The sequence below is a fragment of the Streptomyces chrestomyceticus JCM 4735 genome, assembly GCF_003865135.1.
In the GTDB taxonomy this organism is placed as follows: Bacteria; Actinomycetota; Actinomycetes; order Streptomycetales; family Streptomycetaceae; genus Streptomyces; species Streptomyces chrestomyceticus.
Genome location: NZ_BHZC01000001.1, coordinates 9,023,134 through 9,038,764, shown reverse-complemented (window position 1 = coordinate 9,038,764; position 15,631 = coordinate 9,023,134). Strand labels below are relative to the sequence as shown.

13 protein-coding genes are annotated in these 15,631 nt (G+C 73.1%); 6 read left to right on the top strand and 7 right to left on the bottom strand.

Translation table 11 applies throughout. The features are described from left to right. Positions 1-7 precede the first annotated feature (7 nt). Together EJG53_RS39075 and EJG53_RS39070 are read right to left on the bottom strand one after the other, a co-directional pair. Positions 8-1,399: a cytochrome P450 gene (locus tag EJG53_RS39075; RefSeq protein ID WP_125048855.1), complete on the bottom strand. Its 1,392-nt coding sequence runs from the start codon at positions 1,397-1,399 to the stop codon at positions 8-10. Beyond that, positions 1,396-2,964 carry a prenyltransferase/squalene oxidase repeat-containing protein gene (locus EJG53_RS39070; protein WP_167515243.1) on the bottom strand — a complete coding sequence of 523 codons (1,569 nt, stop codon included), beginning with the start codon at positions 2,962-2,964 and terminating at the stop codon, positions 1,396-1,398. The genes EJG53_RS39075 and EJG53_RS39070 overlap by 4 nt, the downstream gene beginning before the upstream one ends. 238 nt (positions 2,965-3,202) lie before the next feature. Between EJG53_RS39070 and EJG53_RS39065 the strand changes: the two genes are divergently transcribed. Then, complete coding sequence (locus tag EJG53_RS39065) at positions 3,203-4,639, top strand: DUF4334 domain-containing protein (RefSeq protein WP_244955527.1); 1,437 nt, start codon at positions 3,203-3,205, stop codon at positions 4,637-4,639. Here the strand turns inward: EJG53_RS39065 and EJG53_RS39060 are convergent. Further along, positions 4,594-6,084: an aminotransferase-like domain-containing protein gene (locus EJG53_RS39060; RefSeq protein ID WP_125048853.1), complete on the bottom strand. Its 1,491-nt coding sequence runs from the start codon at positions 6,082-6,084 to the stop codon at positions 4,594-4,596. The genes EJG53_RS39065 and EJG53_RS39060 overlap by 46 nt on opposite strands. Before the next feature lie 167 nt (positions 6,085-6,251). Here EJG53_RS39060 and EJG53_RS39055 point away from each other — a divergent pair, with 167 nt between their 5' ends. After that, positions 6,252-6,608 carry a cupin domain-containing protein gene (locus tag EJG53_RS39055; RefSeq protein ID WP_125048852.1) on the top strand — a complete coding sequence of 119 codons (357 nt, stop codon included), beginning with the start codon at positions 6,252-6,254 and terminating at the stop codon, positions 6,606-6,608. 106 nt (positions 6,609-6,714) lie between these two features. Here EJG53_RS39055 and EJG53_RS39050 read toward each other — a convergent pair whose 3' ends face one another. Together EJG53_RS39050 and otr(B) are read right to left on the bottom strand one after the other, a co-directional pair. Beyond that, positions 6,715-7,248, bottom strand: a complete 534-nt coding sequence (locus EJG53_RS39050) for a DoxX family protein (RefSeq protein WP_125048851.1) — start codon at positions 7,246-7,248, stop codon at positions 6,715-6,717. Positions 7,249-7,398: 150 nt separating this feature from the next. Further along, positions 7,399-9,051: an oxytetracycline resistance efflux MFS transporter OtrB gene (gene otr(B) / locus EJG53_RS39045; protein WP_125048850.1), complete on the bottom strand. Its 1,653-nt coding sequence runs from the start codon at positions 9,049-9,051 to the stop codon at positions 7,399-7,401. Between the two features lie 252 nt (positions 9,052-9,303). On the opposite strand from otr(B), the gene EJG53_RS39040 reads away from it, so the two are divergent. From EJG53_RS39040 to EJG53_RS39030, 3 genes are all read left to right on the top strand, one after another. Continuing rightward, positions 9,304-9,879 (top strand): MarR family winged helix-turn-helix transcriptional regulator, encoded by a 576-nt coding sequence (locus EJG53_RS39040; RefSeq protein WP_125048849.1) that lies wholly within the window; start codon positions 9,304-9,306, stop codon positions 9,877-9,879. 123 nt (positions 9,880-10,002) lie between these two features. Continuing rightward, positions 10,003-11,586, top strand: coding sequence for an amidase family protein (locus EJG53_RS39035; RefSeq protein WP_125048848.1), 1,584 nt, complete (start codon positions 10,003-10,005; stop codon positions 11,584-11,586). Positions 11,587-11,637: 51 nt separating this feature from the next. Then, a complete protein-coding gene (locus tag EJG53_RS39030; protein WP_125048847.1) occupies positions 11,638-12,201 on the top strand; it encodes a DUF3515 family protein in 564 nt (187 codons plus the stop codon). A 54-nt stretch (positions 12,202-12,255) separates the two neighbouring features. Here the strand turns inward: EJG53_RS39030 and EJG53_RS39025 are convergent, their stop codons facing one another. Together EJG53_RS39025 and EJG53_RS39020 are read right to left on the bottom strand one after the other, a co-directional pair. After that, positions 12,256-13,044 carry a 3-hydroxybutyrate dehydrogenase gene (locus EJG53_RS39025; protein ID WP_125048846.1) on the bottom strand — a complete coding sequence of 263 codons (789 nt, stop codon included), beginning with the start codon at positions 13,042-13,044 and terminating at the stop codon, positions 12,256-12,258. A gap of 20 nt (positions 13,045-13,064) precedes the next feature. Next, entirely contained in the window at positions 13,065-14,537 is a 1,473-nt protein-coding gene (locus EJG53_RS39020) for an amidase family protein (protein ID WP_125048845.1), read from the bottom strand. A gap of 468 nt (positions 14,538-15,005) precedes the next feature. Here EJG53_RS39020 and EJG53_RS39015 point away from each other — a divergent pair, with 468 nt between their 5' ends. Further along, entirely contained in the window at positions 15,006-15,587 is a 582-nt protein-coding gene (locus tag EJG53_RS39015) for a TetR/AcrR family transcriptional regulator (RefSeq protein WP_125048844.1), read from the top strand. Positions 15,588-15,631 lie beyond the last annotated feature (44 nt).

Below are 15,631 nucleotides of genomic sequence, written 5' to 3'. Positions count from 1 at the left end.
GAAGGGGTCAGGGAGTGCGGGGGTGCGCCGTGAGCGGCAGCCGGTCCGGGCGCAGGACGGTGCCGACCAGGGGCCGTACGGGCGCGGCGGCGACCGGCTCCAGGCGGCGGTGGGCGGTGAACGCGGCCACCGCCAGCGTCAGTTCCGTCCAGGCGAAGTCCTCGCCGATGCACAGCCGGCTGCCCGCGCCGAACGGCAGGTAGGTGTGCCGAGGCGGCTTCGCGGCGGCGTCCGGCGGCCAGCGGTCGGGGCGGAACTGCTCGGGGTCCTCGTACAGGTGCGGGTCGTGGTGCAGGGCGTACGGGCTGAAGAACACCTCGGCGCCCGGGGCGAGCCGTACGCCGCCGAGCGTGACCGGCCGTACGGCACGGCGCATCAGCAGCCACGACGGCGGGTGCAGCCGCAGGGTCTCGGCCAGCACCTGCCGGGTGAAGACCAGCGCGGGTACGTCCTCGAAGCGGGGCGGGCGTCCCGCTTCGAGGACGGTGTCGAACTCGTCGTGCAGGCGCCGTTGGACGTCGGGGCGGCGGGAGATCTCGTACAGCGCCCAGGCCAGCGACGCGCTGACGGTGCCGGTGCCGGCCAGGAAGAGGGTGATCAGCTCGTCGGTCACCTCGGTGTCGGTCAGGGCGCCGTCCGGGCCGCCCGCCGGCAGGAGCATCGAGAGCAGGTCGCCGCGGTCCCGGCCGTCGGCGCGGTAGCCGTCGACGATCCGCTGCTGAACGGCCACCAGCCTGCGCAGCGGGCCGTCGTCCGGCGGCCGCCAGCCCGGCAGCAGCGGGAGGCGTTCCGCCCAGGCGTGCAGGGGCGACAGGGCGAGGCGCATTGAGTGGTACTTGACGGTCAGCCAGTCCTTGACGGCGGTGCGCAGCTCGGGGTCCTGGGGGTCCGCGAAGAGGGTGCGGAGCAGGATGTCGAGGGTGAGGCGGTGGATGTCCGGCACCAGGTCGCGGGTGGTGCCGGGTTCCCAGGCGGCGGAGCATGCCAGGGAGCGTTCGGACATGATGCGGGCGTAACCGGCGATCCGGTCGTGGTGGAAGGCGGGCTGCATCGTGCGGCGGTGGCGGAGGTGGCGGTCCCCGGCAGCGGTGATCAGCCCGTCGCCCAGTGGGACGCGGAGGGCGTCGAACATCGCGCCCTTGTCGAAGGAACGGGCCTGGGCGGTCAGGAGTTCCCGTACCAGTTCGCCGGAGTTGACGACGTGGACCGGCCGCGGGCCGATGTAGACCTTCGTCACCGGTCCGTGGTGCCGCTGCTCGCGGACGAAGCGCAGGGCGTCCCGCCGGAAGCGCGGGGCGTGCCCGGCCAGTGGTACGCGGCCGGGGGCGACGGGCGCCTCGGCGGGAGCATCGGCGGGGGCGTGCCCGGGGCGTGCGGCCGACCGTGCACCGCTGTTCACGCCGGTCCCCCTTCCGCCCGGCCGTAGGACAGCTCCTCCCCGTGCGGCTGGAGGCAGCCGCCTCGCGCGGCGGCGCGGAGCCTGCGCTGACCGGCGAAGAGGCCCTCCACGGTGAACGCGTGGGTGTGCGTGGGGAAGTGGGTGAGGAGCGGCCGCGGGCCGTACATGAGCGGTACGCCCGGCCAGGTGCCGTCATCGCGCTGGGTCTCCACAAGATACGTCAGCCCCGGCGCCCAGAGGTCTTCGTCGCGGAGTCCGCCGCGCTCCAGAGCTGCCAGCGCCAGGCCGGTGGCGGCAGGGGTGCTCGGGCCGCCTGCCTCGACCGGCCAGCCGCCGTCCGGGTTACGGGTTTCGGCCAGCACGCGGGCGGCGGCATGGCCGTCCGGCGGTGCGGGGGCGTCGAGGGCGGGGAGGACTTCGGCCGCGGCGTACGCCAGGCCCCGGTACCAGCCGGCGTACCAGCGTCCCTGGCCGTCGAGGCGTCCGGTGAGCCAGGCGCGCGCCGGGGCCAGGTCCACGCGGTGGCGGCCGGAGTGGCGGGCCAGCGCGGTGACCACATGGGCGATCACGTCGTCCACCGGCGGATCTCCGGCGGACTGCCAGGTGCGCCAGAGCCCGTCGTCCCGCTGCTGCCGGGCCAGGTGCCGCACCCCGGCCCGGATCACCCCGCCAGGAGCGTGGCTCCCGCCGTCCAGGGCGATCAGGGCGGCCCCGGTGGTGTCGTTGTCGGACTCGACGCCCAGGCGGAACGGCCAGCCGCCGTCCGGGTTCTGCGCCGCGACCAGGTAGGCGACGGCGGCGGGCAGCGCGTGGCGGTCGAAGTCCGGCTGCCCCCGGAAGGCCCGTACGGCCAGCGCGGTGTCCCAGACGTCGCTGGTGGTGAAGCGCCAGGTGCCATCGGCGTGCTGGCTGGTGAGCAGGTATTCCGTGCAGCGGCGGGCGGCGGCGGTGCCCGGCGCGGCGGCCTGGAGGGCGAGCGCCGCGAGAGCCGTGGTGACCGGGTTGGCGAAGAAGTCGCCCGCCGGGGACTGCTGGTCGGCGATCGTACGGGCGGCCAGCAGGGCGGCCTTACGGTCGCCGAAGTGGGCCGCCACGAGGGCGTGCGCCGACCAGAGTTCCACGCGCGACCAGCGCTTGAGCCGTCCCGGGGCGGCCACCGCGGCGGCCAGTTGCGTGCGCAGCACGTCAGGCCCGGCGCCGCCGCGGACCGTCCGGCCCGTGTGCAGGGCGAGGGCCTGGAGGAGCCGGGCCCGGGCCGACAGCGCGGGGTCCTCGAAGGCGGGGTGGCTCACGTCGATGGAGCCGTCGGCGCCCAAGGCCAGGGACAGCAGCGCGCTTTCCACAGCCCGGGCCACCGGGTGGTGGTCCTGCGGGGCGGCTCCGGCGGCGAGCCAGGCCCGGCCCCGGGCGGCGGCGTGGCCTGCGCCGGGTTGCGGTGAACACGCCAGGGCCAGCGTGCACAGCGCGGTCTCGGTGATCCGGGGGTCGGGGACGGCGAGCCAGGAGCCGTTTGCCCGTTGGGTGGTGAGGGCGTGCCGGGTGGCGAGGGTGAGGGAACGATTCACCCGTGGCGCGAGCGTGGGTGACAAGCGGGCGGCCGAGAGCTGCGGTAACGCGCGTCCTGCTGACATCTTGCCTCGATTTCTGCTGGTCCCGCCGGTACTTCGGGCTTACGCGCCGTCCCGCGTACTGCCGGGCGGCCGGGGGACGACCGGGCGGCCCGGCCGCGCGCGGCGGCTTCCGGGCACACCGGGGTACGGGGCGGCGGACCGCGCCCGGATTCCCGGGACGTAGCCTGACGGCGTGCACACCTCACCGCCGGCCGGCCACCTTCCCTCGGAGATCGTCTCCATGGCGGACACATGCTCCGCCGCCCTGCAAAACATGCCCAGGCTCGAAAACTGGCTCGAAAAGCTCGGTTTACCCGTGGACACCGCGCTGGTCCCCCTCATGTGTCTGCAGACGGCGTTCTTCACCCCGTGGCTCCCGCCGGACACCTGTCTGCGGCTGTCCCGGCTCACGGTCTGGCTGATGGCCATCGACAACGTCCTGGACGCGCCCGAAGCGCCCGGCTCGCCGGGCGCGGACTGGCCCACGGCCCGCGTCGAGGACTGGCACCGGATTCTCGACGGGCACGACGGCGGCAGCGACGATCCCGTGGCGCGCGCTCTGGCCGAGATCATCCGGGACGTGGACGGAGACGGACGGCCCGAACTATTCGCCGTATGGCGCGAAAGCATGCATCAGACGCTGACCGGCATGCGGTACGAACACGAGACTTCCCGGACGGCCGCCACCGGCGGCACGGCGCCCCCGCTGGCCGACTATCTGCGGCACGGCGCCTGGAGCATCGGCGTCGAACAGCAGGTCACCGCCCTGTGGGCGCTCCTGGACGAGCCCGGCCTGGCCGACCGCCTGCCCGTACTGCGCACCGCGCTGCACGACGCCGCGACCGCGATCCGTCTGCTCAACGACCTGCGCGGCCACCACCGGGAGCAGGCCGAGGGCAAGCCCGACGCCCTGACCCTCGGCCTGACCGAGCGGGAGGCGTACGAACGCGCCGACGCGGGGCTGGAAAGCTGCCTGCGGACCCTGGCTCCGCTCACCGCCGCCGGGTACGGTTCCGCGGTGGCGCTGCAGCGGGTGGTGATCTGGCACGCCCGGATGTACCACCGCTTCGACCCCGTACGGCCCGGCCGGACCGCCGCCCCTCCCCTGCCGGGCAGTACCGTGCCCGCCCCATCCGTCCCGCCCCGGCCGAAGGAGGCCCCGCCCATGGGTACCGAGCAGGAAGTCCTGGACGCCGTCGCGTCCGGAGCCACGTACGACACCGCGGAACTCGCGGCCCTCTTCGACCGGCTGGCCCCCGTCGACACCGCTTTCCTGATCGGGACGTGGCGAGGCGGCGCCTTCGAGCACACCGGCGAGAACGCCGAGCTGCTCACGAAGATGCGGTGGTACGGCAAACGGTTCGTCGACGCCGACCACGTGGAGCCGCTGCTCTGCCGCGACGAGGACGGGGCGGTCTACTCGTACACGGAATCGGGCCTGGCCTCGCTGCGCGAGGTCGTCCACCGCGGCAAGCAGTCCACGGCGATGGTCTACGACCAACTGCCGGTCATCGACCACTTCCGCCGTCTCACCGACGACGTCCTGCTGTGCGTGATGGACAAGAAGGGCGACCCGGAGGACTTCTACTTCCACCTCACCCGCGTACCGGAACCAGACATACGGGCTTGACGTCGGACGGCCGGTGACCGGGGCGCCGGGGCGCCCGCACCGCGGCCGGCATGGTGATCACGCCAGGCGGCCGCCAGCCGGCGTACCGCCTCGGTCAGCCTGTCGGCGCCGGCGAGGAAATGGATACGGAGGAATTCCCCGCTGCCTCCCGAGGCGTCCAGTCCCCGGCCGGGCAGCACGACGACGCCATGGCGGAAGGCCGTCTGCACGAAGGAGTCCCCGTCGCCGTGCGGCAGACGCACCCACAGGGTGGTTCCGCCGGTCACGGGCGGGACATCCCAGTCCGGCAGGTGTCGCGCCAGTTGCGCCCGTAGCTGGTCGTGACGGGCCCGGCGGTCGGCGGCCGTTTCCTGGCAGTGGTCTTCGATCCCCGGGAGCAGCTCGGCGGCGGCCAGTTGGGCGGGAAGGTTTCCGCCCAGGTCGTGCACCGCGCGCAGCCGGGCGAGGCGGTCGACGACGGGCCGGGCCGCCCGGACCCAGCCGACGCGCAGCCCGCCCCAGACGCTCTTGCTGAGCGAGCCCACGGAGATGACCGACGTACCGAAGGCGGCGAGCGGCGAGGGCGTCCGGTGTCCGGGGAAGGCGAGGTCGGCCAGGACTTCGTCGTCGATGAGCGGGACATCCGCGTCGGCGGCGGCCACCGCGAGGCGCCGGCGCGCCAGTTGTGACAGCACCGCTCCGGTCGGGTTGTGGTGAGTGGACACGAGATAGGCGAGGTCCGGGCGGCGCGACGGGCCGCGTACCACCGCTTCGAAGCCGTCCAGGCCGACGGGAAGCGTCCGCAGGCGCACGGCGTGTTCGCGGAACGCCTCCAAGGCGCCCGGGTAGGTGGGCGCCTCGATCAGTGCTGTGCCGCCGGGCTGGAGGAAGGCGCGGGCCAGCAGCGAGAGGGCTTGCTGCCCGCCGTTGGTGATCAGGATGTTCTCGGGCTCGGTCGGCACCCCGCGCCGCCCGTAGTGCCGGGCGACGGCGCGGCGCAGCAGCGGGTGGCCCGACGGGTGGTACCCGATGTCGTCCTCGACCGTGGCCAGCCGGGACAGGGCCCGTTCGTACGCGGCCAGCAGGACCGGCGGTGGCGCGGTGGGGGCGGCGCACGCCAGCAGGATCGTGTCGTCGTCGCGGGGCTCCAGGAGGTGGAGGAAGACCGGAGCCCTGGTGCTCTCCTGCGGTGCGGTACGCGCCGGCCCCGCGACCCGGGTGCCGCTCCCCTGGCGCCGGGTGATCCGGCCTTCTCGGCGCAGCTCTTCGTACGCGGCGACGACCGTGCCGCGCCCTACGGCGAGCGCGGACGCCAGCGTCCGGTCGGGCGGCAGCGCCGTACCGGTCGGCAGCTCGCCCTCGTCCACGAGGTGCCGCAGGCGGGCGGCGAGCAGGAGGTACAGCGGACCACGGCCGGCCGACCAGCGGCCCAGGCGGTCGGCCAGTGCGGCTGGGTCCGTGGGCATGGCGGGGTTCTTCTCTTCCGTCGTCGTGGCGGGCCGGTGTTCGCGCCGCCGAGGCGGGGCGATGCTTGCGTCCCTGCAGCGGGCGGGACCGTGATTGGTCCAAGAGCCGGACCAATTATGGGTCATTGGATCTGGGAACCCACCGCACCGGCAGCAAAGATCACGTCATGACCACACACCACGAAGTCCAGCACCACGCCCCCGCACCGGTATCGGTCACCGACGCCATCGCCGCCCTCCCCGGCCCCTACCAGCAGCACACCCTGGCGGGGGTGAACGACACCACCGCCGTCCGTCTCGCACGGTTCGAAGGCGCCTTCCCCTGGCACCACCACGACGAGGACGAACTGTTCCTGTGCTGGGACGGCACCTTCCGGATCGAGCTGGAGGGCCGGGACCCGGTGGAGCTGAAGGCGGGCGAACTGTTCGTCGTCCCCCGGGGGACACGGCACCGCCCCGTGGCGGAGGAGACCGCGCACGTCCTGCTCATCGAGCACCCCGACACGAAGCAGTACGGAAGCTGACACGTGCGGGCGCCGCCGCTCCGTGGGCAGCGGCGCACGGCCCTACTTCGGGTCGCCGAAGGTCCACACACGGACAGTGCAGGGCCGCCTTCTTGTCGTACGCCCGTCACTCCTGCCCGTCCCCCGCCACCTGCCGGGCGGCCCGCTTGTTGCGTGCGCCCACGACCAGTGCCGTGGCCGCTCCGGTCACCGCGAGGGCCGCCGGGACCATCCAGCCGCGGTTGACGGAGTGGCCGAGGGCGTGGTCGAGGGAGATCCGGCCAGGGCCGGTGATGCTCAGTCCAGTGGCCGTCAGCCCGAGGAAGGCCGGGTGCTCGTAGCCGCCGCTCTGCGCGAAGAAGCCGTTCGGGGTGTGCACGGCGGCGGCGCCCGCCATCGCGCCTGCCGCGGCGGCGCCGGCGGCGGGGGTAGCCAGTCCTAGCGCCAGCAGTATGCCGCCGCCGGCCTCGGTGAGTCCGGCGATCGTGGCGTTGGCCTTGCCCGGCGCGTAGCCGACGGACTCCATGAACTGGCCGGTGCCCTCAAGGCCGCCACCGCCGAACCAGCCGAAGAGCTTCTGCGCGCCGTGCGCGGCCAGCACGCCGCCAGTACCCACGCGCAGGATCAGCAGGCCGAGGTCACGTCGGTCGAAACAGGTCACGATGGGCTCCCGGGGCAGCCGGACAAGGACGGTCCCCTCCCGCGTGCCCATCGTCCCTCCCCGGCACGCCACGGGCTTGTCCACTCGGCCGTTCGGGTGACGGGCCGCGAGGGCGCAAGGCCGCGAGGAGAGCCCGTGCCCCCGTAGGGCCTACTTGACTGCTCGCAGCGCGCGCTCCGGTGTCCGGGTGCCGTCGTCGAGTTCGCGCAGGAACCAGGTGAGGACGAAACCGGCCAGCAGCACGGCTCCGGCCGCGAGGAACACGACGTGGAAGCCGTGGGCGAAGGACTCGGTGACCGACTGCGCCAGCCTGCTGTCGATGCCCTGGAGCAGGGACGTGTCGTCCAGGTCGATGCCCGTACCGCGCCCCGGATCGACCATGGCCAGAAAGCGGTGGTTGGCGGGGTCCCCGGTGACCGACGGGTCCGTGAGGAGGGCCTTGAAGCGGCCGGAGTGCAGCAGGTCGGCCAGGCGGCCGAGCGCCACCGAGAACAGGACGGAGAACAGGACCGCGATGCCGGTGGAGCCGCCGATCTGCCGGCACAGGCCGGACGCGCCGTTCGCCACCCCGAGCTGGCTCTTGGGCGCCGCGTTCTGCATGGCCAGGGTGATGACGGTCTGGGACAGTCCGATGCCGATGCCCAGCCAGCCGACGGTCAGCGTGATACCCCACATCGGGGTCGCGGGGCCGGCCGCGGCGAGCGTCAGCAGCGCTCCGGCCATGGAACCCAGGCCCACGACGGCGAGCTTCTTGAACCGGCCCGAGTCCGCGATCAGTTTGCCGGACACCACCTGGGAGGCGATGGTGCCCACCATGAACGGGATGACCACCAGCCCCGCCTCGGTCGGCGTCCGCCCCTGCACCAGTTGGAGGAAGAGCGGCAGGGTGGTGACCGTACCGAAGATGCCGACGCCGATCGTGAAGTTGACCGCCGAGCACAGGGCGATGCCGCCCCGCCGGAACAGCCGCAGCGGCAGTACGGCCTCGTCGCCGCGCCGCAGCTCGACGGGGATGAACAGCGCCAGTCCGGCCGCGCCCAGCGCGAAGAGGACGAGGGAGACCGGCGCGGTCCAGCCCCAGGAGCGGCCTTGTTCGGCCACGATCAGCAGCGGCACCAGGAACAGGGCCAGCGCCGCGGCCCCCAGTACGTCCATCCGGTGTTCGCGCCGCTCGTGCGGCAGGTCGAGGGCCCGGCGTACGGTGACCAGGGCCAGCAGCCCCAGCGGCACGTTCAGCAGGAACACCCACCGCCAGCCGTCCACGCCGAACACCTCACCGGCCTCCGCGAAGGTCCCGCCCGCCAGCGGCCCGACGACACTGGCCGCCACCCAGGCCATCTGCAGGAAGGCGAAGTAGCGCCCCCGCTCCCGTACCGGCGCGAGATCGGCGACCACCGCGGTGGGCAGGGACATCAGCCCGCCGCCGCCCAGCCCCTGGACCGCCCGGTAGAGGGCGAGTTCGGTCATCGACCCGGCCGTACCGCACAGGACCGATCCGGCGACGAACACGGCGATCGCGATGAGGTACATCGGCTTGCGCCCGTGGATGTCGGAGAGCTTGCCGTAGAAGGGCATCGCCAGCACGGAGGCGATGAGGTACGCGGTCGTCGCCCACGCCTGTTCCGTCTGGCCGTGGAGATCGTCCGCGACGGTGCGCATCGCGGTGGCGACGACCGTCTGGTCCAGGGCCGCGAGGAAGACGGCCAGCAGCAGTCCCGACATGGCCGTCAGGATCTGCCGGTGGGTGAACGTCCCGCCTGTCTGGGCGGCCTCGTCGGCGGTGCCCGGATGCGCGGATGACACGGTGCCTCACTCTCCAGGCCGGGGGTCTCGGCGCCGTCCGCGCAGCGTGCCCTCTGCCTTCTGCACACGGCCTGCTGTTCGCGGCCTGCTGCTCGCTGTCTGCCCGCGGTCGGCGCCCCGGCCGGACGCCGAGCGTAATCACCGGAGCGGATTTCGACAAGTTCTTGTCGTCCTCTCCGGAGGGACGCCCTCCGGCAGGCCGTTCCCGGAGGCGCGGAACGGTCCGTGGGACCGGGGATCTACGCTGTGGCCATGGATTCCTCACCCCCGGACGCGGACATCGACGCCCTGGTCGAGGTGACCGCCGAGGTCTTCGCGGTCAACGGCCGCCTGCTGCGCGAAGGGGACTGGCTCTCCGCCCACGCGGGGCTGACCTCGGCGCGCTGGCAGGTGGCGGGACTGCTGCTGGACGGGCCGTCGACGGTGGCCCGCCTGGCCCGGGAGCGAGGACTGCGGCGGCAGGCGGTCCAGCAGACCGTCGACCGCCTACGGGCCGAAGGCGTCGTGACGACCCGCCCCAACCCGCAGGACCAGCGCAGCCCGCTGGTCGAACTCACCCCGGGCGGCCGGCAGGCCCTGGACGATCTCCGCCCCCTGGAACAGCGCTGGCTGGAGCACCTGGCCGGGGACATCCCGTCCGAGGACCTGCACGTCGCCCTCTCGGTGCTGCGTCGGCTGCGGGAGAACTTGGACGTTCGGCCGGTGCTGGATGGTCGTACGGCGGGGGATGTCCGTGCGGCAGGGGATGCCCATGAGACGGCGGATGGTCGTACGTCGGTGGACGCCCGTACGGCGGTGGAGCCCGGCGCGGGGCAGCAGACGTCCTGATCCCTGGAGCGTCCCCCTGCCCTCCGGGACGGCCGCCCGCCCCCCCGGGCGACGCCCCCAGCCCCCGTCCTTGCCCCTCCCCCCCCCGCAGTCAGCCCCGAGCACCGCACCAGGAGCCCCCACATGATCCCCCGCCGCACCCTGCTCATCGCCTCCACCGGCATCACCACACCGGCCGCCGCGAGCGCCCCCTCCTCCCCTCGGCCCGGGCCCCGGCCCGGCTTCCGGAAGGCCGACGCCGAGGCGCTCCACCTGGCGCCCGCGCGCGTTCAGGTCGCCGCACTGTGCCGACGCGAGATCAGCAGCCGTGACCTCCTGGAGCAGTACCTCCGGCACATCGCGCAAGCCAACCCGCACGTCAGCGCCATCGTGACCCTCGACGCCGACGCCGCACGCGCCGCCGCGGACCGGGCGGACCGGCACCTCGCCGAGACCGGCCGGCCCCTCGGCCCCCTGCACGGGCTCCCGATGACGGTCAAGGACGCCCTGGAGACGAAGGGCATGCGCACCACCAGCGGTTCCCCCGACCTCTCCAGCCACATACCGGACCGGGACGCCGACGCCGTCGCCCTGCTGCGCGCCGCCGGTGCCGTCCTCATCGGCAAGACGAACGTGCCGGTCATGTGCCAGGACATCCAGACGTCGAACCCCCTCTTCGGGACGACGGACAACCCGTACGACAGCACCAGGACCGCGGGCGGCTCCTCCGGTGGCGCGGCCGCCGCCGTCGCCACCGGCCTCACCAGTCTTGAAGTCGGCTCCGACCTCGCCGGTTCGCTGCGCCTGCCGGCCGCGTACTGCGGTGTGCACGCGTTGCGGACCTCCCGCGGCACCGCGCCCGTCGTGCCCGTACGCGGCCACATCCCCCGCCTGCCCGGCTGGGCCACCAGCAGCGACATGGTCACCCTCGGCCCGATGGCCCGTACGGCCGACGACCTCGACCTCCTCCTGGACGTGCTGGTCGCGCCCGCCCTCGCCGACCGGGGCGGATGGACGATCACGCTCCCGGCCCCCACGAGGGCCGAACTGTCCCAGTACCGCGTCGGCGTCTGGGCGGACGACGCCTACTGCCGCGTCGACGCCGAGACCCGTGCGCTGCTCGATCAGGTCACCACGCTGCTGCGCTCCGTCGGTGCGAGCGTCGACGACACCACCCGGCCCGTCGACTTCGCCGAGAGCAACACCCTGTTCCAGCGGCTCCTGTTCGCCACGGGCTCCGCCACCGCCACGGACAGCGCGTTCGCCGCCGACGTGGCGGCGGCGGAGAAGATCCCCGCCGACGACCCGGCCGGTCTGTTCCTGCACTCCCGGACGATGCGGCACCGGGACTGGTGCGTCGCCGACGAGGCGCGGCAGCAGCTACGGGCCGCGTGGGACCGCTACTTCGCCGGCCATGACGTCCTGATCACCCCGGCGGCGCCGACGGCGGCCGTGCCCGACCAGACCGGCACCCCGCCGCCGCAGCGGTTCATCACGGTGGACGGTGTGAAGCGCCCGTTCTTCGACCAGACGAGCTGGGTCAACCTGGCGAGCCTGGTGGGCCTGCCGTCCGTGGTCGTGCCGGCCGGCCGGACCGCCGACGGGCTGCCGCTGGCCGTTCAGATCATCGGCCCCTACCTGGCGGACCGCACACTCGTCGCCATGGCGAAGCACCTCGCGCCGCATCTGCCCGGGCCCGGCCGGCCGCCCGCCGCCCGGACGGCCTGAGCCGGTGCGCCCCTCCCGCCCTTATGGGAATTTCACCCTGAACAAGCATTAATGTTGCCCGGCACGGCAAGATTTGCCGTTTGTCTTGTTCGACCGAAGAAGGCGTGGCGAGAAGTGGTTGCACCGTCGAAGAAGGCCCTCATCACGGGCGGGGCCGTGGGCGGAACCGCCCTCGTCGCGGCCGGGGTACTCGCCTTTTCGCTCCTTCCCTCCCCACCGGAAATCGAGAGCGCACCGAACGCGGGTCATCCGCTCTGCGCTGACATCGCCCGGAACTACCCGCGCCAACTCCTGGGCGAGGACCGAACCGAGGCGAACGGGGAGGGAGTTGCGGTCTGGGGAGATTCGGCGGTCGTCCTCCGCTGCGGCATGAAGCCGCCCAAGCCGACCACCGACTTGTGCCTCAACGTGAACGGAGTCGACTGGGTATTGCGCAGCGACGCGTCAAGCGAGGGCGAGGGCGGCAGCAAGAGCAAGAAGACCCTTCTCACCTACGGGCGTGATCCTGCCGTCGAAGTGACGGTGACGGCGGAGGCGATGACTGCTGCCGGCGACACGCTGGTCGACCTCGGCGACACGGTGCGGGCGATCCCGCAGAAGGCCAAATGCATTTAGCGCGGGCATTTCCTGGAGAAAAATCGGCGCATTCGCTTTCTGCGGCAGGTGCGGTCAGCCGGCTCCCCAGCCGCCGTCCAGCGGGACGGAAGCACCGTTGATGTACGCGGTGTGCGGTGAGCACAGCCACAGCACGGCCGCGGCGACCTCCTCGGGTTCCAGCAACCGCTTGATCGGCGACCGGGCCAGCAGGATGTCGGTGAGCACGTCCGACGCGTCGATCCCGTGAGCCGCGGCCTGGTCGCCGACCTGTTTCTCGACCAGGGGCGTCCGCACGTAACCGGGGTTGACGCAGTTGCTCGTCACGCCGTGCTCCGCCCCTTCGATGGCGGTGACCTTGCTCAGCCCCTCCAGAGCGTGCTTCGCGGCGACATAGGCGCTCTTGTAGGCGCTCGCCCGCAGCCCGTGGACGCTGGAGATGTTGACGACGCGGCCCCAGCCGTTCGCGTACATGTGCGGCAGTGTGCGGCGCAGCAGCAGGAACGGCGCGGTCACCATCACCTGCTGCATGAGCGCGAACCGCTCCGGAGGGAACTCGGTGAGCGGAGCCACATGCTGGAACCCGGCGTTGTTGACGAGAATGTCGACCTCGGCCGGCAAGGACTCGATCGCGGCGGGATCGGCCAGGTCGACGACGTGCGCCCGGCCGCCGGTCTCGGCGGCCACGGCCTTGGCCGACTCGCCGTCCTTGTCGACCACGTGCACCGTGGCGTGCGCCGCCGCCAGCGCCACCGCGCACGCCTTGCCGATGCCGCTGCCGCCACCGGTCACCAGGGCGGTACGTCCGCCGAGGTGCACGTCGGCGGAGGGCATGGGCACGGAGGCGGGAAAGACGTTCGTCATGGGTGGCAACGCTAAGGGGTCTACCGGAGGGGTGCCACCCTGCCCCGGCGCGGCAGGCCCCACAGTGCCGCGCAGGCGCGCGCGATCTGCAAGAGGGGCAAGTCCCTGCCAGCCGGGGCCTGGAGGTCGATGCCGAAGGGGAGCCCATGTGCGTCGCGGACGGCGGGCAGGGTGATGGCGGGCCAGCCGACGATGCTCGACGGGTCGGTGTTGCGCAGGAGGGCGGGGAACGCCGGTACCGGACGGCCTGCGAGCAGGATGTGTTCGCCGGGGAGCAGGCGTGGCGCGGTCACGGGGGCGGTGGGCAGCAGGAGTACGTCGAGCCCGCGGTCGGCGAGGTGGGCGTGCAACAGGGCGTCGAGTGCGGGACGGTGGACCGTCAGCGCCTGCTCGTACGCGTCTTCGGTCGGTCCGTGACCGGGCAGCGGGCGCAGGAGCCGGGCCACGTCCGGGCTCGCGATCCGGGCGGCGACATCGGCGAAGCGCAGGGGCAGATCGTGCTCGCGGAGATACCCGTCGAGGGCGCGGGACGTCTCGTACAGGGCGATGGGCAGTCCGGCGGCCGCCACGTGGGACGCTGTCCCGGCGGGCAGTTCGTCTTCGACGATGGTGGCCCCGGCGGCGGCGAGTTCGGCGAGCCTGGCGTCCAGTGCCGCGAGCAGCGGCGGGGCGATGCCGTCCCGGAAGGGGTGCCGTGGAGCGCCGAACCGCAGGCCGCGCAGTACGGTACGGGGGTCGGGCGGCGACGCCGAGCGCGCGGGGTGGGCGGGGTGCGTGCCGGTGATGACGGCGTCCAGGAGGCAGACGTCCTCGACGGTGTGCGCCAGGACGCCGATGGTGTCCCGGGTCCACGACAGGGGCAGCACGCCCTGCGCGGGATAACGGCCGGTCGTCGGGCGGAAACCCACCACCCCGCACAGGGCGGCCGGGAGGCGTACGGAACATCCCGTCTCGGTGCCGAGCCCGGCCGTGACCAGGCCGGCCGCCACGGCAGCGGCGGTACCGCCGCTGCTGCCGCCCGCCAGGCGGTCGGGCCGCCAGGGGTTGCGCACCCGGCCGTACGCGTGATTGTCGCTGGTCGCGCCGAAGGCCAGCTCGTGCATGTTGGCCTTGCCCAGGACGACCGCGCCCGCGTCGCGCAGTGCCCGCACCGCGGCGGCGTCACGCGCCGGGCGGTGCCGGCGCAGTGCCGGTGTTCCGCCGGTGGTGGGCAGCCCGGCCACGTCGATGTTGTCCTTGACCGCCAGAAGTACGCCGCGCAGAGGGAGTTGCGCGCCGACGTCCGTACGGGCACGGTCGGCGCGTTCCGCGTCGGCGAGCACGCCGGGCGGCTCCACGCTGATGAAGGCACGCAGGTCACGGGCGTGGGACAGGCGATGGGGCTGCAACGCCCGGGCCGCGTGTCCGCGCGCCGTGAGCCGTCCCGCCGCCACCTCGGCGGCCACCTCGTACGCCGTCCGTGGGGCGGGGTCCTCGTCAGTGGCAGCGGTCATCGTCCCGTCCCCTTTCGAGGCGTGCCGGCCAGTATGGCAGCGCAGCGGGGCGCGATCCGCGTTCGACTCCCCGGGCCCGGCGGGTACGGAAGTCAGGCCGTCCGACGGCTCACCCGCTCGTCGCGGCCAGCGACGTGACGAGGTCGGAGGCGGCCAGCAGCACGGTCGTACCCGCGTCCAGGGAGCGCGCTCGATTCGTTTCAGGAAGGAGAAGGAAGCACGCTGCGGAGCCGCCCCGCGTCGCACGCGTTATCAAGCGGCGGGGCGGCGTCCTATCGGTTTTCCGGGGGCCCGAAGGGGCGGCCGGTGCAGGTGGTGGCCGGTGCGGACGGCGTACCTGGCGCTCGCTCTCCTTCCGCATCCACTGCCTACTCCTCACGCCAACTTGCCTAATACCTTTAGGCAGGTCCATACTCGATAAGGCAGATGCTTGCCATCATTAGCTACAAGCGAGACAGAAGGAAGACCATGGCCCCACGCGTAGGGCTCACCCCGGACCGGTTGACCCGGGCGGGAGCGGAGCTGGCCGACGAGGCCGGGTTCGAGGAAGTGACCGTCTCGGCGCTGGCCAGGCGGTTCGGCGTCAAGGTCGCGAGCCTGTACTCCCACGTGAAGAACTCGCACGACCTCAAGACCCGGATCGCCCTGCTCGCCCTGGAAGAACTCGCCGACCGGGGCGACGCCGCACTGGCCGGCCGGGCGGGCAAGGACGCCCTGGCCGCGCTGGCCAATGTCTACCGCGACTACGCGCGGGAGCACCCCGGCCGGTACGCGGCGGCGCAACTGCGACTCGACCCGGAGACGGCCGCCGCCAGTGCCGGTGTCCGGCACGCCCGGATGACGCGGGCGATCCTGCGCGGCTACGACCTGACGGAGCCGGACCAGACGCACGCGGTCCGGCTGCTGGGCAGCGTCTTCCACGGCTACGTCAGCCTGGAGCTGGGAGGCGGGTTCAGCCACAGCGCCCCCGACTCGGACGAGACCTGGTCCCGGGTCCTGGACGCCCTCGACGCCCTGCTGCGGAACTGGCCGGCGCCGCAACTGCCCTGAAAGCCGTACGGGCCGCCCGAAACACCCACGCCACACGGGCCGTA

What these genes read in the sequence shown, in the direction of transcription:
- EJG53_RS39060 (WP_125048853.1), bottom strand. Translation starts at nt 6,084, where the DNA reads ATGCCCACGGACCCAGCCGCACTGGCCGACCGCCTGGGCCGCTGGTCG.
- EJG53_RS39055 (WP_125048852.1), top strand. Translation starts at nt 6,252, where the DNA reads ATGACCACACACCACGAAGTCCAGCACCACGCCCCCGCACCGGTATCG.
- EJG53_RS39040 (WP_125048849.1), top strand. Translation starts at nt 9,304, where the DNA reads ATGGATTCCTCACCCCCGGACGCGGACATCGACGCCCTGGTCGAGGTG.
- EJG53_RS39035 (WP_125048848.1), top strand. Translation starts at nt 10,003, where the DNA reads ATGATCCCCCGCCGCACCCTGCTCATCGCCTCCACCGGCATCACCACA.
- EJG53_RS39030 (WP_125048847.1), top strand. Translation starts at nt 11,638, where the DNA reads ATGTTGCCCGGCACGGCAAGATTTGCCGTTTGTCTTGTTCGACCGAAG.
- EJG53_RS39025 (WP_125048846.1), bottom strand. Translation starts at nt 13,044, where the DNA reads ATGACGAACGTCTTTCCCGCCTCCGTGCCCATGCCCTCCGCCGACGTG.
- EJG53_RS39020 (WP_125048845.1), bottom strand. Translation starts at nt 14,537, where the DNA reads ATGACCGCTGCCACTGACGAGGACCCCGCCCCACGGACGGCGTACGAG.
- EJG53_RS39015 (WP_125048844.1), top strand. Translation starts at nt 15,006, where the DNA reads ATGGCCCCACGCGTAGGGCTCACCCCGGACCGGTTGACCCGGGCGGGA.